The following is a 21,170-nucleotide window of genomic DNA, read 5'->3' as shown; positions in this document are numbered from 1 at the left end:
CTGCCGCCTTTCTCAGTGCGATGACGGGACGTCCGGGACGAACACGGGGAGGGCGCGCCCGTCATCGAGGTCGACCCAGGCGACCCGCACCGGTTCGCCGATGCGCCACTCGTCCGGTTCCCGCTCCTGGAGGCGGGTCAGGAGGACGACCTCCTCGGCCAAGCGGACGCGGGCGATGACATAGGGGACGGTGAGGTCGGGACGCGGCGCCCGGTGCACGACCGTGAAGGAGTCGACAACCCCCAGGCCCCCGGACGTGACCCAGTCGAGTTCGTCCGATCCGCAGTGGGTGCAGAGCGCGCGCGGCGGATGCTGGACCCGGGCACAGCTCGGGCACGTCTGGAGCATGAGCCTGTGTTCCTTGGTGGCTTCCCACCAGGGGGCCGTGATCTCGTCCGGCGCCGGGACGTCGGGCTTGAAACCGTCGAGGCCGGTCATGCGTCCACCCCCAGGACCACCGTGGCGTGCGTCGAAAGGATCCCGCCCGTGCCGTGCGCGACCGCGAGGCGCGCGCCGTCGACCTGCCGGTCCCCGCATTCCCCGCGGAGCTGCCGCACCGCCTCGATCAGCAGGAGGATCCCGAACTGGCCGGGATGGCAGTAGGACAGGCCGCCGCCCGAGGTGTTGAGCGGGAAGCCGCCGCCGGGGCGGATCCGTCCGTCCGCGATCCAGTCGAGGGCCTCGCCGCGCCCGCAGAAGCCGAGCGCCTCCAGCGTCAGCGCGACCGTGATCGTGAACGAGTCGTAGACCTGCACGACGTCGATGTCGGCCGGGGTGACGCCGGCGCGGGCGAACGCGTCGGCTCCGGCACCGGCCGCGCCCGTGACGGTCAGGTCGGGGACGGCGGTCATCGAGGTGTTGGTCGTCCGCTCGCCGTACCCGAGCACCTCGACGGGCGTGCGCCGCAGGTCACGGGCCCGTTCGAGGGACGTCAGGACGATCGCGCCGCCGCCGTCGGTGACCAGGCAGCAGTCCAGCGCGGTGAGCGGGCTGGAGATCATCGCTGCGCCGAGCACGTCGGCCGCGGTGAGAGGGCCCTTGCCGTAGCGGAACGCGGCCGGGTTCAGCAGCGCCCATTCCCGTGCCGCCACCGCGATCTCGGCGAGCTGCTCGCGTGACTTGCCGTAGGTGTGCAGGTACCGCTGCGCGGCCATCGCGTAGTACGACAGCGGGTACAGCGGCCCGTACGGGGTCTCGAACTGCGCCTCGGGCGTATGGTCCTCGATGACGCCGCCGAGCGAGCGGGACCGCGCCGACCGCTGGTTGGACGCGAAGCTGATCACGACCGTCTTGGCCTGGCCTGCCTGGATGGCCTGTGTGGCGCGGGCGACGAACATCTCGAACGCCGAGCCGCCCGCGTAGGTCGAGTCCGTCCAGCGGGGCTCGATGCCGAAGTAGTCGGCGAGCTGGGTCGCCGAGAACCGCGACACCCCGGTCGTGGCGACACCGTCGACGTCGCGCAGGGCGAGGCCGGCGTCGTCCAGTGCCCGCTTGACCGCCTGCGCCTGGAGCCCGAGGATCGACCGGTTCGTCACGCCGAGGTCGCACTCGGCGGCGCCCACGATCGCGACACCCGTGCTCACTGCGCCACCTCCGCGCCGGGGCCGTCGGCGCGGCCGAGCAGGACGCGGGCGCGGGCGGGCGCCACGGCGACCCGGTCCGCCTCGCCGCCGTCGCCGCCGCCGTCGACCACGACGACCCGCAGGTCGAGGTCGAGGTAGCCGTCGCCGGCCTCGGTGACCGTGCCCTCGCAGCGGACGGTCTCCTCCGCGAACACCAGCGCCTTGAAGCTGAACTCCAGCTCGCGGACGAAGCACTTGGGGCCGAGCCAGTCCTGGATCTGCTCGACCAGGAGGGCGCCGAACACCTGGCCGTCCACGACCGGGCCGGGAAGCTTGGACGCCTTGACGAACTCGGTGTCGTAGTGCAGCCGGTACCAGTCCCAGGTGGCCCCGGCGTAGGCGATCATGTCCGGGAGCCCGATCCGGCGCTCCAGCGGAGGCACGACCTCCCCTGTCTCGTGTAGAGCGGTCATGCTCCAGCCTCCAGCGATACGAAGATGATGGTCTCCTCGTTCTCCGCGAGCGTCGCGCCGTCCTGCCGCGTGTAGGTCGCCCGCGACGTGACGATCAGCATCTCCGCGCCCGCCCGGTTGGTCTTGGCGGTGATGTCCGCGATCTCCCAGGTGGCGGTGACGATGTCGGACGGCAGGATCCGGCGGTGGAACACGTAGCGGTTGCCGCCGCGCACCTTCCGCGTGCCGGGGATCTCGATGCCCCAGTTGTGGCCCGCGTCTCCGTCCGGCCCGATCGGCAGGTTGGCGTACTGGTTGGTCTCGCAGATCAGCGTCGGCGGCGCGGTCACGTCGGCGAGGCCCTGCGCCCGCGCGTACTCGGGATCGGAGTACAGCGGGTTGTGGTCACCGATCGCCAGGCCGAAGTACCGGCCGGCGGCGGCTCCGAGCGGCTCGGGTGCGGTGTAGACCTTCGTCCGGCCGACCAGCGCGCGGATCTCGTCGGTGAGCAGCGTCATGGCGCGTCCTTCACGGTCGGTGCGCCCGCCGGGTAGAGGGCGGTCGGGAACACTTCGAGGAGGAACTCGGGGCGCAGCAGTGTCTTGCAGATCGCCCCGGTCGACGCGGGCCAGGGCGGTGACAGGAGCCGCTCCCGGACGGGCGCGACCGCGCGGTAGTCGCGCAGCGCGGACTCGACGCAGAACTCGATGGTCGACAGCAGGTCCGCCGGGCCGAGGCCCGCGTACTCCAGCAGATGCAGGACGGCCCCGTAGGTGACCTCGGCCTGCGCCCCGATGTCGCCGGGGTGCAGCGCCTCCTGCGTCTGCATGTCGAGCGCGGCGAACCCCGACATGAACAGAGTCCGTCCGGCGCGGACACCGGGCGCGTAGGTCAGCGTGTCGTACCGGGACCAGCCGGGGTTGACCAGTTCGAGGGGGTGCCGCGACGCGGTCACGTCGATCGCGACGAGCGCCTCGGGGTGGTGCAGCCGGCTCATCAGGATGCCGCCCGCGCCCGGGTACACGCCCGCGCCGCCGAGCCGTTCCTTCCGGACGCGGTGGCTCTTGCGGTAGACGTCACGGCTGGCGGGCGTCGAGTAGTCGTAGGTCGTCACCGCGTTGTCGAGCGACAGGCCCGCCTTGCGCAGCAGCGCGTCCGCCCGGTCCAGGCAGTAGGCGTACTGGCCGACGAAGTCGCCGGGGCTGACGATGCCGCCCGTCTCGTCCACCGGGACCATCGTCGGCAGGTGCACGGTGCCGTCGTGGCCTTCCCGGACCGGCGAGGGCACCCAGGCTCCGGCCTCGCGCCGCTCGCTGGCCGCGAGCAACTCGGCGCCGCCCCCGCGGACGGCGTGCAGCTCGATCTCCAGCAGCGCCGCCGAGCGGACGAGCCGCTCCACGACGACCGTCGTGACCGTGGGGGCGTGCGCGCCGAAGACCTCCTTGCGGATCGCGGCGGCGGCCTCGTAGTCGGCCAGCCCGGCGAGCGTGACGTTCTCCGTCACGTGCACGACGTCACCGGGCCCGTATCCGGCGGCCTCGATGATCGTCATGGTCTTCGTGTAGGCGGTGCGCGCCTGCTCGGTCATCGTCCCGGAGACGGTCATCTTCCCGATGGACGCGTCCTGCGCGGCGGCGGTGTGCCCGGACGACCACGCGCCCCCGTCCTCCGACAGCCCGAGGCAGAACGTGAACCCCTCGTAGGGGAACCACGGGAACTCGGCGGGCCTGATCGCTTGCAGTGTCATCCGTTCTCCTGCTGGGTGCGGTGGGCGAGCCTGGCGGCGGCCCGCATGACGGCGGCGGCGTCCGGCTGGTCGGCGAGCGTCTCGACGGCCCGGGCGAACTCCTCCGCGTCCGCCGCCGGGACGCCGGCGTTGCCCGCGAACTTGGCGAGCAGTGCCGCGCGGCCGAGCGGGCGGTCGCCGCCGCCCTCGCTGCGCGGTACCGAACCGGTCACCTCGCGGCCGTCGGTGAGCGTGATCGTGACGCGGCCGGGGGCGTCGGCGGCAACTCCGGGCGCGGGGGTGGCGTCCCAGCGGACGCGGGCCGCCAGCCGGGTCACCTCGGGCCGGGCGATCGAGTCGGGCGCGAAGGTCTCCAGGGTCAGCCCACGGTCGGTGATCAGTGCCGCGACCGTCCAGGGCAGCGAGAACTTCGCCGCGTAGGGGGTCGCGGGACGAGTCAGGTCGCGGGAGGTGTCGCAGACGGTCGGCGCCGAGTCCTGGTGGACTTGGGCGTGGATGCCCGCGATCTCCTCCGGGCCGAACCGTTCGCGCGCCATCGCGTCCAGGACCGCGTCGATCGTGGCGTGCGAGAGCTGGCACGCCGCGTACGGCTTGATCCCGATCCGGGTGGTCTCCCACCGTTCACCGAGCCCGTCCACGATGGACGCCGGGTCCGCGGGGTTGGCGGAGAGGGCGTCGAACACGCCGTGCGGGCCGTCGAAGACGGTCTCCGGTCCGGTCGCGCCCGCCGCCGCGAGCCGCGCCGCGATGATCCCGGACTGCGACGCGAACCCCGGGTGCAACTGCTTGGTGGACGCCCCGGTGCCGAGGAAGGCGAGCAGGCCGCCCGCCTGGCTGCCCGCGATGCCGAGCGCGTTCGCCACCCGCCCGGCGTCCAGGCCGAGAAGCCGCGCGGCGACCAGGGCGGAGGAGAAGACCCCGGCGACCATGGTCGCGTGCAGCCCGCGGGCGTGGAACCCGTGCGGCGCGGCGGCCGCGACCCGGCAGGCCGTCTCGTAACCGGCGACGGCCGCCGTCAGGATCTCCCGCCCGGACGCGCCGGTCTGCTGCCCGACGGCGAACGCGGCGGGCAGCACGACCGCCGTCGCGTGCACCAGCCCGCCCGCGTGGGTGTCGTCGAAGTCGAGGGCGTGCACGAGCGTGCCGTTGGCGAGCGCGGCGGCGGGCGCGGACAGCAGGTCGCCGGTGCCCAGCACCGCCGCCTCCGGCGGGCCGCCGAGCCCCCGCGCCACCTCGATCGCGGGGCCCGCCGCGCCGGTCCGCAGGGCGCCGAGCGCGGTGCCGAACCCGTCCAGCAGGTGCCGGGACGCGGCGGCGGCGACCGGCTCCGGCACCTCGGCCAGGCCGAGCGCCCAGCCGGCCAGCTCCCGTGCGATCATCGCGATGCCGCCCCCGCCTGGTCGTCCTGCCCGGTCGCGGGCCCGGCAGCGGGGCCGGCGGCGGGGCCGAACGCTCCCCCGGCGCGCAACTCCTCCACCGCCGCGTCGTCGTACCCGGCGATCTGCCGGACGACCAGGTCGAAGTCCTCGTTGCGGAACGGCGCCCGGCGGTACTCCGGCGGCTCGCTCCCCACCCGCACGGGTGAGGCGAGCTGCTCGACCGTCCCGAAACGCGGATGCTCGGTCGTCACCCGCAGCCCGCGCGCCTTGGTGTGCTCCTCCTCCATGGCCTGCTCCACATTGTTGATGGGGCCGCACGGGATGGACGCCTCGTAAAGGACGGCCAGCCACTCGTCCACGGTGCGCCGCCGGAAGATACCCGCCAGGAGGGGGATCAAGGTCTCCTTGTTGCGCCGCCGGTCGGCGAACGAGCCGAACCCCGACTCCGGCTCGGACCACTCGGGACGGCCCACGACGGCGGCCAGCCGCGTCCAGAACTTCTCCTTCGCGCAGCCGACGATGAACCAGCCGTCGCTCGCCTCGAACGCCTGGAACGGCACCAGCGACGGATGCGCCGAATGCCGGGTGCGGGCGGGCTCGAACCCGGCGTTGAGATGCCAGGTCGCCGGGTAGGTCAGCAGCCCGATCGCCGTGTCGTACAGGCTGACGTCGCAGTCCATGCCGACGCCGTCGCGGCGTGCCGCGTGCAGCCCGGCCAGCAGCGAGATCGCGGCGACGAACCCGCCGGAGTAGTCGACCAGCGACAGCCCCGACTTGGTGGGCGGGCCGTCCGGCTCGCCGGTCAGGTCCATCCATCCGGCGAGGCCCTGCAGCACGTAGTCGTAGCCCGGCTCTCTGCTGCGCGGCCCCGTCATGCCGAATCCGGTGAGCGAGCAGCACACGATCGCCGGGTTCAGGTGCTTGAGGTCGTCGTAGGTGATGCCGATCTTCTTGGGGACGTCGCCGCGCAGGTTGGAGTAGACGACGTCCGACACCTTCACCAGGTCCTCGAAGACCCGGCGGCCCGCGTCCGTCGACAGGTCGAGGGACAGGCTGCGCTTGTTGCGGTTGAACGTCTCGAAGAACAGCGAGTCCTCGCCCTCGCCGTACGGGGGGACGTAGCGGCCGACGTCGCCGCCCGACCGCGGCTCCTCGATCTTGATCACCTCGGCGCCGAGGTCGGCCAGGTGCACGCTGCCGAACGGGCCGGCCCCGTACTGCTCGACGGCGATGATGCGGACGTCTTCCAGCGGTTTCACGAGGCACTCCCGGTCAGATCGGGCAGCAGCGCGAGGAGGTCGTCCTGGGCCGCGCGGATCTCGGCCGCATTGAGGCCGTGGGTGGGCGAGCTGAGCTTCACCGAATCAGCGAGGCCCTCGTAGCCGGCGACGCGCTCGGCGACCTCGTCCCGCCCGCCTGCCATCGTGAGCGCGTCGATCATCTCGGTGGAGACCGCCTCGGCGAGATGCTCGGCGCCCGTGCCGTTGCGGAACGCGCCGACGACCCGCTGCTGCTGCTCGGCCAGCCCGTGGAAGGCGAAGAAGTCGGCGTAGGTGCGGACGCTGGCGTAGAAGCCGACCAGCCCGGACACGCGGCGCAGCGCGGTCGCCCGGTCGTCCGACACCGAGCAGCACGCGGACACGACGACGTCCACGTCCGCGCGCTTCTTGCCCTCGGCGCGGGAGATCCCGGTCTCCAACTCCGGCAGGACCCGCTCGGCGAGGTAGCGCGGCGAGCACAGCTCGTGGCCGATCCAGCCGTCGCCGATCTCACCGGCCAGCCGGGTCATGGCCGGGCCCATCGCGGCGATGTGCACGGGGATGCCGGTGCGGCGGACGGCGAACGGCCGCCGGTAGCCGCGGATCCGCATCGGCTCCTCCTCGCCAGGCAGGTCGATCGGCTCACCGGTGGTGCACGTCTCCCAGAACCGGCGGACGTTGCGGACGGTCTCCCGCATGTGCGTCACGGGCTTGCCGAACGGCACGTTGTGCCAGTCCTCGTTGAGCCGCTGCACGCCCGTGCCGAGGCCGAGAACGAACCGGCCGCCGGACAGCTCGTCCAAATCGAGCGCCTCCAGCGCGGTGGTCATCGGGCTGCGGGTGAACGCGAGCGCGATGCCGGTGCCGATGCGGGCCCGCTCGGTCGCGGTGGCGAGCGCGGCGGCGGCGACCGTGGCGCTGCGGTGCAGTTCGGGGACCCAGATGACTTCCGCGCCGGCCGCCTCCGCGCGGCGGGCCACGTCCGCCAGCTCCGCCAGCGTCTCCCCCCACGGCGCGAACGTGATCCTCATGCGCGCTCGGCGTCGGCATCGGCGTCGGCGTCGGCGTCGGCGTCGAGGGTCAGCGGCGTCTTCGGCTCCGGAAACAGGTCGTCCAGCGGCTCGGCGCCCCGCTTGTAGACGTAGAAGGTGCGGCGGAACGTGCAGACCTCGTCGCCGTCCTGGTTCAGGGTGTGGGTTCGGATCGTGACGATCCCGGCGTGCGGACGGCTCGCGGACTCGCGCTTGTCCAGCACGATCGACTCGCTGAACAGCGTGTCACCGGCGAAAACCGGGCGGGGCAGCCTGATGTCCTCCCAGCCGAGGTTGGCGAACGCGTTCTGCGTGGTGTCGATGACGCTCTGCCCGACCGCGATCGCCACGGTCAGCGTGGACACGACCAGCGGCCGGCCGAACTCGGACTTCGCGGCGTACTCACTGTTGAAGTGCATCTGGTTCGTGTTCATCGTCAGCAGTGCGAACCAGGTGTTGTCGCTCTCGGTGACCGTGCGCCCGAGCGGATGCCGGTAGACGTCGCCCACCTGGAAGTCCTCGAAGAACCGTCCGGCCCACCCGTCCTTGAGCGCCATTGCCGTCCCTCTCACATAGCACCGATCTAGCTAATGTCAGACATTTCGATTCTAGGATAGGTGTCGGCGCCCTGTCCAAGCCCGAGGACGTCATGTATCGACCTGCACTGCAGGTCATGCCCGCGCATATCGCATTTCAGGCGAGCCGGAAAAGGTAGCCGGGCCCAGCCTGATCCAAAACATCAGAGGTATCGTGCTCCCGGACTGCCTGGAGCACCGGCCGGCCGAGGCGGTGCAGCGGCTCAGCCCACCCGGCGGACCGGCCCCGCTCTCGGACTCGACGGTCAGGCTTCGCGGTACGCGCCGCGGATGTGGTGCAGATGGTCGCGCATGGCGGCGCTCGCGGCCTCGCCGTCGCCCGCTTCGAGCAGCTCGATGATCTGCCCGTGCTGGTCGTCGACCTGCGTCCAGAACTCGGCGGGCGACTCGGTGTTCAGGAACCGGCTCCGCAGGACGTGGAAGACCGGCCGCGTCATCATCGTGAGCAGCCCGTTGCCGGTCGCCTCCATGATGATCCCGTGGAAGTGGCGGTGCTCCTGGAACTTCATGCTGCGGCCCCGGGAGCGCTTCTCGCGCTCCATGGCCGCGTGCAGCGCGTCGAGGTGCCGCTGCTCGCGCCGCTCCGCCGCGATGGCGGTGGCGGGCACCTCCAGCATCTCGCGGGCTTCGAGGATGGCCGCGAGGGGCAGGGCGTCCGAGCCGGACATGAGCCCGAGCCCTGCCTCCAGGAAGTCGCTGATCTGGTCGGGCTCGATGTGCGAGACGAACGTGCCGCCCGTGGTGCCGCGCACCGTCTTGACGAGGCCCTGGGAGGCCAGCACGCGCAGCGCCTCGCGGATCGTGCTGCGGCTGACCCCGAAGTTGCCGCCGATCTCGCCCTCCGGCGGGAGGCGGTCGCCCGGGGCGAGGGACCCGTCCAGGATCAGCTCCCGCAGCTGGTCGGCGACCTGCTGGTAGGCCGGACGCAGCCGACTGACCGGCAGCGCGCTCGCCGTGCCCTTGCCGGAGCGGCCGGAGGTGTTGCCTTTGGTGCTGGGCACGTCGCGTCCCCCTGGTAGGGCCTTCGTAGTGCTGATCTCTTGAGTCGGGAACTCCGCGCCACCGGGACTCACAGCACCGTTGAGCATACATCAGGCTTTTACATCAAGGTCAGCCACCCCGCCTACGAAGCCGAACCAACCCTTTCCGACCGGCAAGCCGACCTCAGATGGCAGTCGTATGCCAGCATCCCCAGATGGTGCACGTGACGTTGGACGTAGAAGCCACTCCAGTGCCGATGTGCTCCCGCTCACGACCGTGGACGAGATCGTCACTCTCGCACGCATGTCCTGACCGGCTCGCGACCTCCGTCAGTTGGTGGCCGCGAGGATCAGCGAGGCGACGGCCAGGGCGAGATAGGCGCCAGGGAAGGCGATGTTGTAGAAGACCCGGGCCCGCACGTGAGCGGCCACCGCGATGACGAAGAAGCCCACAAGGCCGGCCGCGGCGGCGATGCCGATCACATCGAGCCCCAGCAGTCCGAGGACGAGCCCGGCCGCGCCGGCGCCCTTCAACGCGGCCAGCAGCGGCAGGGAGGAGCGCGGCAGGCCCACTTCGGCCGAGTTGGCGACAACGAATTCGGCCTTGGCCACGTCAGCGACGACGATCGCGACATTGACCGCGACCGTGACGAGGGTGACGACAACGTACGTGATGAACATGTCAATCCTCGATATGGAGTAGCGCCAGCCGCCGCGGATCGGCGATGACGTCGTAATGGACGATGAGGCCGCCGGCAATATGAAAGACCAGAGCGGCAAGCGGCCCCGGCCCCACCGCGATACCGGGCCGCCCATCAATGACGACAAGACGAGCCTGCTGTGCGGCGGCACGCATCACACGGGTTTCCTCAATCACGGCCGTGCGCCCGTTCACTCGCTGCGCCGCACCGGGCCGAAGCGCCTGCGGATCGGCCGTGGCGGTCACATCCGGATGCAAAACCTCAACAAGACCGTCGATATCGCCCTGCTGCGCGGCCTTCATGAAGGCGTTCACCACTCGCTGGGCGTCGCTGGACTCCACGTCCGGCCATTCGGAATGGCGGACGCGTCCTCGGGCGCGGCTGGCCAGCTTCTTGGCCGACCCCACGGTCGTGCCCAGAATGTGGGCGATCTCCTCGAAGGGCGAGCCGAACACGTCGTGCAGGATGAGCGCGACCCGCTGCGGAGGCGTCAACTCCTCGACCACCACCGTGAAGGCCGCGGTCAGCTCACTGGCCAGCAGCGCCACCTCCTCCGGATCCTCCCCACCGGCGACTTCGGGCAGATCCTCGGGGCGCCGGGGAGACTCACGGGACCGCCGCAGGACATCCAGGCACAACCGGGTCACCACGGTCGTCAGCCACGCCTGCGCATTGCGGATCTCACCGACATCGGCGCGGGCGTACCTGGTCCACGCCTCTTGCACCACGTCCTGCGCGTCGGCGTCCGACCCGAGAATGCGGAACGCCACCGCCAGCAGATGCGACCGCTCCCGATCGAACACCGCGGCACCCTCCGCCATCACACCGCCTCCCACCTTCGGTAGTTATCCACACTCCAGACGCCCGCAACCCTCCAAAGGTGACCCACCCCCCGGCCACCGGGATCCCGTCCGCAGAAGGAGCCGGGCCCTGCAGCGCACCAGAGGTAGCGCCATAAGCCACGCGACCTCGGCAACCACCACTTCCAGCACACTGGAGCCCAATCCCCCTTACTTCACGCCGACTAATTCACGGTGCCCATTCACGTAAACGGCACACAAAGCATGACAGAACACCTCACGCGCAGTAATCCGTCCGGCCCATCGCCATGATGTCATCGGCGGTGCGCTCGGCAATGATAGGGACGTGCGTCATGAAGTGGTTCTGCGACGCGGCGGCGCCGGCAAATCCACCCTGGCGCAGGTGGCGGCACTTCTGGTGGACGTCTACCTGTACTGACCGTCCCGCCCGACGGGTCGGCGGGCGGCCTGACGCCAGGCCGCGGTGCGGAGGAGCCGCAGGCCGTTGAGGCCGACGATGACGGCGGGAACAGCGGTGAGGTCGTCGCGGATGATGACGGCGTCGGCGGTGTCCAGGGCGAGATCGGATCCGGCCTCGCCCATGGCGATGCCGGTATCGGCGGCGGCCAGGGCCGGCGCATCATTGACGCCGTCGCCCACCAGCAGGACGCGGTGCCCGCCGTCCTCAAGGTCGCGCACGGCCCGCACTTTGTCCTGGGGCAGAAGACCCGCGCGGACGTCCGTGATGGCGCATTCCCGGGCGAGGGCGCTGGCCGCGCGCGGATTGTCGCCGGTGAGCAGGGCCGGGGTCGCGCCGGTCAGGGCCTCCAGTGCGGCGACGGCCTCCGGGGCGTCCGGACGTACCTGGTCGGCCAGGCCCAGGACGGCGACCGGTTCCCCATCGACGGCCATGACCACGGCGGTCCGCCCATCGTCTTCCAGCGACTCGATGACGGGCGACCGGGCGCGGCCATCGAGGACGCGCCCGGGGCTGCCGATCCGCACCTGGTGGCCGTCGACCTGGGCCGTGATGCCCTGGCCTGGGACGGAGACGAAGTCCTCAGCCCCGGGCACGGGCAGACCGGCATCGCGGGCGTCAGGAGTATATGAAGATATGTTCATCTATACGGCATTGCTAGCATCGGGTCATGGGCCATGGAGTGGAGGGACGCGACACCCCGCCGGCGACGCTGGACGCCGGCACCGCCCTCCGTGTGGCCGCCACGTTGCAGGCACTGGCCGCCCCGTCCCGCCTGCTGATCCTCGGGCGGCTCCGCCACGCCCCCAGCTCGGTCACCGAACTGGCGGAGGCGGTGAACATGGAGCAGTCGGCCGTCTCCCACCAGCTCCGGCTGCTGCGCAACCTCGGCTTGGTCGTGGGTGAGCGGTCCGGCCAGCGCATCGTCTACCGGCTGCACGACGACCACGTCGCCATGCTGCTGGACGAGGCCGTCTACCACAGCGAGCATCTGCGCCTGGGGGTCCGCGACCCGGCTCCGGGCCAGGATCGCGGCACCGGCGCCGCAGGCTGATCCCTCGCCCGGACACGGGCCGCCCCAAGTCAGGCGGTCATCGCGGCCAGGTCGGCTCGCGATATTGAGACCAGAGCGGCGACGCGGAGGATGGCGCTGTACCGCGCCATACACCTGCGTCAGTCACGAGCGCGGCATACCTAGCCGCTCCACGTTCGAGCACGGGCCAGGATCTCCGGCACAATGTGCGCAGAACGGAGGTGGCGCGTGGCCGGATTGGGTGGAGCACTCGAACGTTCCATCATGGACGTGCTCTGGAACGCGCCCGGCCCGCTGCGGGTGCGTGAACTGCTCGCGAAGCTGAACGAGGACGCCGACAAGGCCCTGGCCTACAACACCGTCCAGACCGTGGCCGAGAGGCTGGCGCAGAAGGGGCTGCTGCGGCGCACCCCGGACGGGACGGCCTTCCGCTACGCCCCCACCCGTGCGCGGGAGGAGTACGCGGTCGAGTTGATGCTCGACGCGCTCACCGAGTCCGGCGATCACGGGAGCATCCTGGCGAGGTTCGCCGAAGCCGTCCCGCCCGAGGACGCCCGCCACCTGCTGGACGCCCTGCGCCGGCGGACGTCCGGCGGCCAAGGGGCATGACGGCGTGATCTACCTCGTGGTCGGCCTGGTGTCCACGGCGGTCCTGCTGGGATGCCTGGCGGGACCCGTCCTCGATCGGCTGCGCAGCCCCGCCGTGCAGCCGGGGGTCGCCATCGCCTGCTGGTTCGCGGTCCTGGCCGGTACCTTCATCGCCGACGTCGGGATCGTCGCGGTGGCGCTGCTGTCGCCGCCGGCACCCGGCCACGGTCTGCTGGAGTGGCTGCGCAACTGCCTGCCGCACCACGGCGACGAGGCGATCATCATGGCGGCCGCCGCGAGCCTGGTGCTGCTGACGGCCTGCGGTTCCCGACTCGCCCGCGGCCTGCCCCGGCTCGGCCGAGCCGTGCGGCACCGGCGCCGGCACCGGGAGATGCTCCGGCTCGTCGCCAAGGAGCATGGACGGTACGACGACGTACTCGTCCTCGACCACCCCGTCCCCGTGGCGTACTCGCTGCCCGCTCGGGACCGCGCGATAGTGGTCAGCACCGGCACGCAGGAGACCTTGACTCCCCAGGAGTTCGGCGCGGTCCTGGCCCACGAACGGACGCACCTGCGCCAGCGGCACCACGCCATGCTGCTCCTGCTGGACTTCGCCTACGCGCTCCTGCCGTGGTTGCCCACCGTCCGCCGGGCGAAGACGACCGTCCCGCTGCTGCTGGAGATGGCCGCGGACGACGCCGCGGCCCGGGAGTACGGGAAGCGGACGCTCGCGGACGCGCTGTGCCGGCTCGCGGCGACGCCCGGTGTGACGGGCGCCCTCGGTGCCGCGGGTCCCTCTCCGGGGGCGCTGACGGAACGCGTGCTGCGGCTGGAGTCCACCGAGGCGGCGCAGCCCCGCCGGGCCGTCCGGGCGGCCGCCTCCACCTTCGTCGCCATCGCCGTCGCCACGCCCCTCCTGGTCGCCGCCGCGACCATCGTGCAACTGTCCGGGATCTGCTGAGACCACAGAGGCGGTTTGTCGCATTCGGCCACTTGGGTGGCGAATGCGACCGCTATCTCCTACGCTCCGTAGGAGCCATCGTGCGGTGTCCCCACCGGGGACGGCGACGGCCACGCCGATTCCCGCGGGCCGGCCCGAGCCCGGCAGCTACCCGGTAGGCGTACTGGAGAGGACGGCGCATGCGGCGACGAGCTGCCGGAGAAGGAAGGCCGGTCCACCGCCGGCTCGTCACGAGCACGGTGTGGACGGCATCGCTCGCCCTTTCCGCGACGCTCGTGTCTCCCCCAACCGCCTGGGCAGAGCCCGGACCGACCCGCAAAGAGCTGACCTCCCAGCAGAAGAAGCTCGCCAACGAGGCGGAGAAGCTCAGCGAGCAGTACAACGGGTTGCGCGTGCGCCTGCAGCAGGCGCAGCGCGCCGCCAAGGTCGCCGAGGGCAACGCCGTCCGCCAGAAGAAGGCGCTGGACGAGGCCCGGGACCGGATCGTCAAGCTCGCCGCCGACAGCTACAAGAACGGTCCGGCAGACCCCGCGGTCGCCTTCGCGTCAGCGGACGACCCTCAAGCCGTGCTGGACAAGTCGGCCACGCTCCACTATTTCGCCCGCCAGGACAGCAGCCGCGTCGCCCACCTGCTGCAGACGATGCAGGGGGCCGAGCGCGCCCGCAAATCGGCCGAAGCGCGCGCGAAGCAGGTTCGCGAGCTCACCGACGAGGCGAAGAAGAAGCGCAAGGAACTCCAGACCAAGCTGAAGAAGGTCGAAGCCAAACTCGGCGTCGGGCCGGGGGCCCGCGCCAACGCGGGCCCCGCCCCGAACGTGGATCCCGGGGGTGCCTCGGCCAAGGCCATGCAAGCGGTCAACGCGGCCCTGAGCCAGCGCGGCGTTCCGTACTCGTGGGGCGGCGGCAACGCGTACGGCCCGTCTTACGGCACCGCCCAGGGCGCCAACATCAAGGGATTCGACTGCTCGGGACTGACGCTGTACGCCTACGCCCAGGTCGGCATCAGCCTCCCCCACTACACCGGCGCCCAGTACAACGCGGGCACCCGCGTCTCACAGAGCCAGCTGAAGCCCGGTGACCTGGTCTTCTTCTACAGCGACCTGCACCACATGGGCTTGTACATCGGCGGCGGCAAGATGGTCCACGCCCCGCAGACCGGTGACGTCGTCAAGATCAGCTCGATCTCCGGCCGCCCGTTCGCCGGCGGCGTCCGCGTGGCCTGATCACCGCCGCGCCGATCACTCTCGAAATGCGGAGGGTGCGGGCGGGCCCCGGGCCCGCCCGCACTGCTGCGCGATCAGTCACGCAGGCCGGGCCGCGCTATGCCTCCTGACCGATGTCGAACTCCCAGTGCCACGGTTCGAACGGGCTGCCGAAGGCCCATTCCGGGTGCACCCAGTCGAACCTCTTCGAATTGGCGAGCATCCACTTGAACTGCGGCGACTCATCGTTCTGCACGCCACCGCAGAAGTCGGCGGCGATGGCGTCTCCATGCTTGCTGCGGCCGGGCCGTGCGGCCATACCCGCCGGCATGCGCTCGTAGAGTTCCTTCTGCTTCGCCAGGGTGCGGTAGGAACTCCTCAGGCACACGTCCTTGCCGAAGCGCTTCTTGTAGGCCGCGTTGAGCTTGTAGAAGGCCACGGCCGCGTCCGCTCGCAGGAACTCTCCCCGCTGGGGCAGCGGACAGAGCTCTCGAGTCGGGATCCGTCCGTTCGCGTACTCTCGCTTCTTGGCCTCCGAAGGCTTACAGGTGGCCGGCGGCTTGGCCGGCTCGGCCTTGCTCTTGTCGGCCTGGTGCGCTGCCCCCTGCTCAGGCGGTCCTTCCCCTCGGTCGGCGGCGAGGATCGCGGGCCGCGTCGTACGGGGCGCGGGGTTCTCGGAGTCGCCACCGGGCATCAGGCCGAGGGAACCGGCGAACACGCCGGCCAGAACCATCCCGGACACCGGAGCGGCGAACTTGTTCGTCTTCTTGGCATGCCGAGGTCTCACGGCATTCTCTCCTTCCATACCGCCTACCGGGTTAGCTGACGGATTCGGGCATGGAAGTCGCCCTACGACCTCCCTCGATCATGGCGAGGAGAGGCCGATTCACCCCTGCGAGGCGCCAAGCTCCGTTGGCCTGGATCGTCCTCGCGCTGGTTCCCCGGCTCCGCACAGAAGCGGACTCGGCGTCGCCGCCTCACCTGAGCACCGGGTCGCATGATTGACGAGCCGGACCTTGAGCCGCCGTTCGGCTCAGCGGTGAAGCGGACGCTGACATGTGGTTTCGGCGCCTGGCAAGCACCGAATAGGGACGGACCATACCAAAGGTGCAAAGTAACGCAAACACCACGCAAACAGGACGACCAGCTCACCGGCGTGATCGTCATCCGGGTGAAAGCAGCTGGGCCCTTCCCCACTCAGGGATGTCGCCACCCACGAGAAGCGCAGGGGCTCGCGGCAAACCCGTCCCGGCCGGACGTCCCGGCGCGCGGCAGGCGCTAATGGGGCGTGTGGGACGCCCGTCACCTGCGGCTTGCCCGGCGGAACCAGCCAGAGGGACGGCCGTCGGCGACCGCCACGGCGATGGCGAACACCGTGTGGTCGACGTAGGCCAGGCCGCCGCCGCAACGGGGCACGTGCCTATGGAGCCCACGAGACATCCGGCGGCGCTCGCCTTGAGGCGTTGTTCGAGGCCGTAGTCACCCGCGAAGGGATTCTGCGCGAGTGAGGGCGCACGCGTCTCGGCGAGCTTGCTCCGCAAGCTGAGTTCGCCGAGAACGACATGGCCTGCCGAGTGTTGGACGGTTCCCGATCCGGTTACGCCGACTGGCTCGGCAAGCCCGCCTCCATCCGCGAGCAACGCAATACCGAGCCTCCCGACCACCGCCGCCGCTCCCCTCGGGATCCGTGAGGGGGGCGGCTGCTCTTCAGAGCAGCAGGTCAGAGCCAGAGGTTGGTCGCGGGTGCCCGAGGAGCGAGCTACGGGGACGCCTGGGCATCGCCACACTCAGCCGAGACCTCTAGAGTGAGGCAAGATCCTCAACGACCGTTGGAGCAGCGATGGCCGCGCCCGAGAAACGTCTTCCTGGTCAGAGCAATGCGGAGTACGAGCACCGCCAGAACCCCAACGCAGAGTTCATCGGCACACAATCGCTGTCCGGCGGTGGGGACCCTTCCCTCGCGCTCAGGATCTCCCGCGCCTTCTCCGCTTGGCTCAACCGGGTTCGAGGCCGCAAGTCGAGGTGAGCTGGTAAACGGGAATCACCTCGCCCGCCGCTTCCACCCCGCCGCACCGGTGCATGACGCTCCGGGGTGCTCGTTCGCGCGAACGGCGCGCAAGGTGTGACAGACGGTTTCGCGCGAACGGGCGCCCCGGCTCGCGAGGGCCAAGGGGGCTGCGAAGCCCCCTTGTTCGAGCTCGATCAACCGAACTTGCTCCGTGCCGGCCGTCACGAGCTGCACAGACGCCAACCGCGCCCACGGCCTGGTGCTCGTTGACGAGTGCCCTGCGGCCTACAACCATGCCTCGTCCAGGCGGCGGCGCGCCCCAGAGCGGACGGGTAGCCAGCGGACAAGCGCGGCCGGGCACCGATGCGCGGCCACCCCTTGACCTCGACGCCGGGACGGTCCGGGTGGACGAAACCGTCTATGAGCTGGGGCCGCTGGTGAAGGGAACGCCCAAGTCGGAGGCCAGCCGGCGCACGGTCGTCCTCCCCGACCTGATCATTCTTGACCTGCGCAAGCACCTGGACGAGTACGCCCAACCCGGCCCCGAGGGGTTCATGTGCGTCGGCGTCCGCGGTGGGCAGCTCCGGCGGAGCAACTTCTCCAAGGTCTGGGCTCGGGCGCTGGAGAAGGCAGAGCTGGAGGTCGGTGCGATCCACGTCCATGACCTCCGCCACACGGGCAACACCTACGCGGCCGAGTCGGGGGCATCGCTGGCCGAGCTGATGAACCGGATGGGGCACTCGTCCACCCGAGCCGCACAGGTCTACCTGCACGCGCGGAAAGAGCGGGACCGGGAGATCGCCTCGTCGCTCGGCAAGATGGCCACGCGGGAACTCAAGAAGGGCAAGAAGCGGCGCAAGCCCAAGGGATCGGGCACGTAGCGGGCACGGTGGCCGATGAACCGAAGAGGCCCAGAGTCAGTGATAAGTCACTGGCCTGGGCCTTCGGCTTGGGAGCGGGTGACGGGAATCGAACCCGCGCTGTCAGCTTGGGAATCAAACCGATCCCGGCCGTCACGGCTTCTGACCTGGCCTCCGCTCACACCGCCAGTGACCGTGACTGCCCCTTGATCACCCTGCCTAATTGCACGCTAATTGCACGCCTCGTGCCCCCGCTGACCTGCACCGAACCGGTGGGCTCCCAGCGATCGTGCGACACCCTCTCGATGCGAACCACCGGCACCCCTGGCCCGTCACCGCGTCACCCAGGTCGTGGCGTGTGCCGCCGTAAGCTCACGTAAGCAGTTGTGAGGGGCCGTTGCTGTACTTCCGTGCTGTACAGCAGCACCCCCGTGCTCTCGCCTGGGCTCGGCACCACTCGATATTGGCTCCCCGAGTCATGTATCCGCGTTGTCCGAGGTCGATTCCGACCGGCGCCGGCGCCGACGCCGGTGACGCACCACTTCCGTGACCGCGCCTGCAAGTACCACTCCGGACGCGATCGCCTCCAGGAGGTTCGCGAGCATCGGGATCGCCTGTTCCCACATGGTGGCTTCCTTCGAGGAGATGGCCGGATACGGACAAGCCCAGGAGACCGTATCCGGCCAATCATGGGAAGTGAATCCGCTCGGTCGCGGCCAAACCCGCTCCAGCAAGGAGCCGATTCGCGTACACTCACGGACAGCATCGGACATGCTCGGACACTCTGAGAGGCGCACATGGACGAGGAACCCACCACAGACGACTTCGAACTGGAGACAGTGACCACGCGATTGGAGTTGGCCAGTTACCTGCGCCGCTTGTACGCGCGAGCGGATCGCCCTTCTCTGCGTGAACTCGAACTAGCATCGAAGCACAGCAAGCAAGTGCTCTACCGCTCAACAGTGTCTGACATGCTTGCCGGCAAACGGTTTCCTCGTAGAGCCGTATGTCTCGCCTTTGTGCAATCCTGTGGCGTCCGCGTTGACCGCATACCGCCTTGGCGCCGCGCCTGGGAAAGAGCAGCCGAGTCGGAGATGAATGGTCAGTTGACCGCTCACTTCGAGAGCATGCGAACACCCGCGACTCCAGCCGCTAGTCCAGATCGAGAAATCATAAGCATCGCAGAACGGCGTGCCAGTGAAATCATCTGGGAAGCAGAACTGCGAGCCGAACAGATTATCAACCATGCCAAGAATAGTGTTCGCAACGAGGATGCCGATGCATCGCCCCCACCTGAAAGCCGGAGTCATCAGGAGCCTCGCCTTAGCGAAGCGGATGTGACCCTATTGCGCGAGATCGCTACGGGACGCACCGCAGATCAGGTTGCACATCGCCTTGATTTGAGTGCGCGGACGCTTCGCCGACGCCTGCGCAATGTCTGCGACCAATTAGAAGTAAACACTCCTATCGAGGCGGTCACATGGGCAGCTCGACAAAACCTTATATGAGTTGCTACCAATAGCGAGCCCATTGACTGCGTCCACCGCAACAAGAGTTGGTGACTTGATGCCGAGTATTTCGGAGTAAGCTGGTTTGACCGTCTGATCCGTAGGAAGATCCAGGACGTCCAGGCATGTCCGCACACGTCTCCTCACCAGCGCGGCAGCCTCCCGCCCGTCCACACCCGTCCAAGGTCATCCGACCACGTTGTTAGCACGTGCGTTAGCACCTGCCCCGTCCCGGATGGTGCGCCGGCATATCACGTGGACACGCCCACATCGAAACGAATAAGACAGAAGGTCACACAGGCCCCATACGCCACTCTCGTCGACATAACATTAGAGATCTCTACAGCACGGCCGTGGCGTCAACACTTCCACGTAGTGTGTCCAGTAAGGCCGAGAGCAGGGGGGAGCAGCCATGTTCGATCGCAACGCGGACTATCCGAAGGCTGTCGCAAGCTATGACGACGAGGGTGTGCGTACCGCCATCGACTGGTGTCGTGAGCATATGGAAGACGGGGACACTCTGACGGTGTGGACAAGCCAGAAGTCCAACCTGTCTAACTGCTCGGAACTGGAGCAATTCGTCAAGCGGCACTCCAACGTCGAGCACGTCACAGGCAGGGGTGGCGGTGTCGTACGCGCTCGCGGCCCGGTGCTGATGGCATGGGCTGACATGGACGACATCGGCACGCTGGTGCAGTACGGCAGCAACAAGATTCGAGCTTTGTGCATCATCACGTGGGCCGAAGACCGAATCAGGCCCTGGGTGACAGCGGTACAACCGACGATCCTTGGAGATGGCTCTGCCTGGAACAACCCCACTCCCGAACTTGACCCGATCGTTGCCGAGGCGATGAAGGGCCTAACACAGACGATTAACCACAACAACACCATCACGGCTGGCTTCGAGAAGGACATGGTCGTGAGCAGCCTGCTCGCACTCCACGACGCCCGTATCCGGTTGGACGGCCCGGCCATGCAGGGCTGGGCGCTCGCCAACGGATGGTCGGGGAAGAACCCGCAGCATCTGGCGAAGTATGTTGAGAAGATCAATGCTGGCCAGCGCCCGCGCGCTAGGCGTGTACTTCGGGCGACTTACATCCAGGATTTGCGGCGCCAGGTCGTCAGCGACCAGAGCGGTGAGTGATCCCTTTCAGTGCCCGCAGCGAAAGCCATTTGCCTGTTGAAGTTGCCGCACCAAGATCATCCGACCTGCAACTATCAGGCTCGTCGGCACCCGCATCCGTCCCGGAGGGTGCGCCCGCGCGAACGGCGAGACGGTGTGACAGACAGCTTCGCGCGGGCGTACCCTCCGGCCCGCCGGGGGGTGGGGGTCGCGAGACCCCCGCTTCGCGCTCGCCCAGCCGACGAGAACCTGGCCACGTGATACCACCCCCATGCAAACCACTGGGTCTGTTGCCCCAGGTTTGGCGGTAGCACCCCATCAGTGGAGGGATATCGAGGATCTGTGATCAGTTATCTCTACTTTCCATGTCTCTGTACGCGCTAGCGAGTTTCGATGCGCTCGCCAAAGTGTCGGCATGATCCTCGCCTAGGACCCGTCGCATACTGTCGAGCGTGCTTTCATAAAGGTTGATCGCCTCTTGTATGCGGCCCGCATCTTGGTACGCGCTAGCGAGTTTCGAGGCGCTCGCCAAAGTGTCGGCATGATCCTCGCCTAGGACCCGTCGCATACTGTCGAGCGTGCTTTCATAAAGGTTGATCGCCTCTTGTATGCGGCCCGCATCTTGGTACGCGCTAGCGAGTTTCGAGGCGCTCGCCAAAGTGTCGGGATGATCTTCCCCCTTTGCGCCTTTAAAAGCAGTGAGAATACCCTCTTCTCTGGCAACGGCAGTAGATTGGTCACGCGCTAGGAGAAGCTCGACGATGCGCCGAACCTCTTCTGAGTCCATGTTCCCAGACATATTGAAGCGCATATCGCCAGATGTGATCGATACATCGACGTTTCCGGTCTTCCTCCTGAGCAGGAAGGTCTTGGCCGCCTGCCATGCGGCCACGCCAGTCGCA

The 21,170-nt window shown here is 69.1% G+C and carries 21 protein-coding genes, 1 pseudogene and 1 riboswitch; of the genes and pseudogenes, 7 read left to right on the top strand and 15 right to left on the bottom strand.

Going from position 1 to position 21,170, the window contains the following annotated elements; genetic code table 11:
• Positions 1–12 precede the first annotated feature (12 nt).
• The 13 genes from AL2_RS22840 to AL2_RS22780 all read right to left on the bottom strand — a co-directional run bounded on the left by AL2_RS22840 (position 13) and on the right by AL2_RS22780 (position 11,581).
• Positions 13–438, bottom strand: coding sequence for a Zn-ribbon domain-containing OB-fold protein (locus AL2_RS22840; protein WP_067636721.1), 426 nt, complete (start codon positions 436–438; stop codon positions 13–15).
• On the bottom strand, positions 435–1,583 hold the full coding sequence (locus tag AL2_RS22835) for an acetyl-CoA acetyltransferase (protein WP_067636719.1): 1,149 nt from the start codon (positions 1,581–1,583) through the stop codon (positions 435–437). The genes AL2_RS22840 and AL2_RS22835 overlap by 4 nt, the downstream gene beginning before the upstream one ends.
• Positions 1,580–2,035: a MaoC family dehydratase gene (locus AL2_RS22830; RefSeq protein ID WP_067636717.1), complete on the bottom strand. Its 456-nt coding sequence runs from the start codon at positions 2,033–2,035 to the stop codon at positions 1,580–1,582. The genes AL2_RS22835 and AL2_RS22830 overlap by 4 nt, the downstream gene beginning before the upstream one ends.
• The gene (locus AL2_RS22825) at positions 2,032–2,532 is read right to left on the bottom strand and encodes an FAS1-like dehydratase domain-containing protein (RefSeq protein WP_067636715.1); all 501 of its coding nucleotides are present in this window, start codon (positions 2,530–2,532) and stop codon (positions 2,032–2,034) included. Before AL2_RS22825 ends, AL2_RS22830 begins: the two co-directional genes overlap by 4 nt.
• The gene (locus tag AL2_RS22820) at positions 2,529–3,761 is read right to left on the bottom strand and encodes a RidA family protein (protein WP_083946810.1); all 1,233 of its coding nucleotides are present in this window, start codon (positions 3,759–3,761) and stop codon (positions 2,529–2,531) included. Before AL2_RS22820 ends, AL2_RS22825 begins: the two co-directional genes overlap by 4 nt.
• Complete coding sequence (locus tag AL2_RS22815; RefSeq protein ID WP_067636714.1) at positions 3,758–5,140, bottom strand: MmgE/PrpD family protein; 1,383 nt, start codon at positions 5,138–5,140, stop codon at positions 3,758–3,760. The genes AL2_RS22820 and AL2_RS22815 overlap by 4 nt, the downstream gene beginning before the upstream one ends.
• On the bottom strand, positions 5,137–6,399 hold the full coding sequence (locus AL2_RS22810; RefSeq protein ID WP_067636712.1) for a CaiB/BaiF CoA transferase family protein: 1,263 nt from the start codon (positions 6,397–6,399) through the stop codon (positions 5,137–5,139). The genes AL2_RS22815 and AL2_RS22810 overlap by 4 nt, the downstream gene beginning before the upstream one ends.
• Positions 6,396–7,430 (bottom strand): LLM class flavin-dependent oxidoreductase, encoded by a 1,035-nt coding sequence (locus AL2_RS22805; protein ID WP_067636710.1) that lies wholly within the window; start codon positions 7,428–7,430, stop codon positions 6,396–6,398. Before AL2_RS22805 ends, AL2_RS22810 begins: the two co-directional genes overlap by 4 nt.
• Positions 7,427–7,987, bottom strand: coding sequence for a MaoC family dehydratase (locus tag AL2_RS22800; RefSeq protein ID WP_067636708.1), 561 nt, complete (start codon positions 7,985–7,987; stop codon positions 7,427–7,429). The genes AL2_RS22805 and AL2_RS22800 overlap by 4 nt, the downstream gene beginning before the upstream one ends.
• Before the next feature lie 284 nt (positions 7,988–8,271).
• The gene (locus tag AL2_RS22795) at positions 8,272–9,027 is read right to left on the bottom strand and encodes a FadR/GntR family transcriptional regulator (protein ID WP_168444561.1); all 756 of its coding nucleotides are present in this window, start codon (positions 9,025–9,027) and stop codon (positions 8,272–8,274) included.
• A gap of 309 nt (positions 9,028–9,336) precedes the next feature.
• Complete coding sequence (locus tag AL2_RS22790) at positions 9,337–9,687, bottom strand: DoxX family protein (RefSeq protein ID WP_067636706.1); 351 nt, start codon at positions 9,685–9,687, stop codon at positions 9,337–9,339.
• A gap of 1 nt (position 9,688) precedes the next feature.
• A complete protein-coding gene (locus AL2_RS22785) occupies positions 9,689–10,528 on the bottom strand; it encodes a sigma-70 family RNA polymerase sigma factor (RefSeq protein ID WP_067637096.1) in 840 nt (279 codons plus the stop codon).
• A 405-nt stretch (positions 10,529–10,933) separates the two neighbouring features.
• The gene (locus AL2_RS22780; protein ID WP_067636704.1) at positions 10,934–11,581 is read right to left on the bottom strand and encodes an HAD-IC family P-type ATPase; all 648 of its coding nucleotides are present in this window, start codon (positions 11,579–11,581) and stop codon (positions 10,934–10,936) included.
• Positions 11,582–11,655: 74 nt separating this feature from the next.
• Between AL2_RS22780 and AL2_RS22775 the strand changes: the two genes are divergently transcribed.
• From AL2_RS22775 to AL2_RS22760, 4 genes are all read left to right on the top strand, one after another.
• Entirely contained in the window at positions 11,656–12,039 is a 384-nt protein-coding gene (locus tag AL2_RS22775) for an ArsR/SmtB family transcription factor (protein WP_067636702.1), read from the top strand.
• A 183-nt stretch (positions 12,040–12,222) separates the two neighbouring features.
• Positions 12,223–12,627, top strand: coding sequence for a BlaI/MecI/CopY family transcriptional regulator (locus AL2_RS22770; protein WP_083946806.1), 405 nt, complete (start codon positions 12,223–12,225; stop codon positions 12,625–12,627).
• A 4-nt stretch (positions 12,628–12,631) separates the two neighbouring features.
• A complete protein-coding gene (locus AL2_RS22765) occupies positions 12,632–13,567 on the top strand; it encodes a M56 family metallopeptidase (protein WP_067636700.1) in 936 nt (311 codons plus the stop codon).
• 179 nt (positions 13,568–13,746) lie between these two features.
• On the top strand, positions 13,747–14,790 hold the full coding sequence (locus tag AL2_RS22760) for a C40 family peptidase (RefSeq protein WP_067636699.1): 1,044 nt from the start codon (positions 13,747–13,749) through the stop codon (positions 14,788–14,790).
• 97 nt (positions 14,791–14,887) lie between these two features.
• On the opposite strand, the gene AL2_RS22755 is transcribed toward AL2_RS22760, so the two are convergent.
• Positions 14,888–15,556: a M15 family metallopeptidase gene (locus AL2_RS22755; protein ID WP_067636696.1), complete on the bottom strand. Its 669-nt coding sequence runs from the start codon at positions 15,554–15,556 to the stop codon at positions 14,888–14,890.
• Positions 15,557–15,561: 5 nt separating this feature from the next.
• A riboswitch (cyclic di-AMP (ydaO/yuaA leader) is annotated at positions 15,562–15,748 on the bottom strand.
• Positions 15,749–17,145: 1,397 nt separating this feature from the next.
• Between AL2_RS22755 and AL2_RS40270 the strand changes: the two are divergent.
• From AL2_RS40270 to AL2_RS22745, 3 genes and pseudogenes are all read left to right on the top strand, one after another.
• Positions 17,146–17,658 (top strand): annotated as a pseudogene (locus tag AL2_RS40270) (tyrosine-type recombinase/integrase); the annotation flags it as partial.
• Between the two features lie 1,214 nt (positions 17,659–18,872).
• Complete coding sequence (locus tag AL2_RS39815) at positions 18,873–19,145, top strand: LuxR C-terminal-related transcriptional regulator (RefSeq protein ID WP_376741306.1); 273 nt, start codon at positions 18,873–18,875, stop codon at positions 19,143–19,145.
• A gap of 412 nt (positions 19,146–19,557) precedes the next feature.
• Positions 19,558–20,289, top strand: coding sequence for a DUF1889 family protein (locus AL2_RS22745; protein ID WP_067636690.1), 732 nt, complete (start codon positions 19,558–19,560; stop codon positions 20,287–20,289).
• Between the two features lie 325 nt (positions 20,290–20,614).
• Here the strand turns inward: AL2_RS22745 and AL2_RS36650 are convergent, their stop codons facing one another.
• Complete coding sequence (locus AL2_RS36650; protein ID WP_169806473.1) at positions 20,615–21,160, bottom strand: tetratricopeptide repeat protein; 546 nt, start codon at positions 21,158–21,160, stop codon at positions 20,615–20,617.
• Positions 21,161–21,170 lie beyond the last annotated feature (10 nt).

The organism is Actinomadura latina NBRC 106108, from assembly GCF_001552195.1.
Taxonomy (GTDB): Bacteria; Actinomycetota; Actinomycetes; order Streptosporangiales; family Streptosporangiaceae; genus Spirillospora; species Spirillospora latina.
The sequence above is the reverse complement of the archived record's forward strand: the minus strand, read 5'-3'. Positions and strand labels throughout refer to the sequence as shown.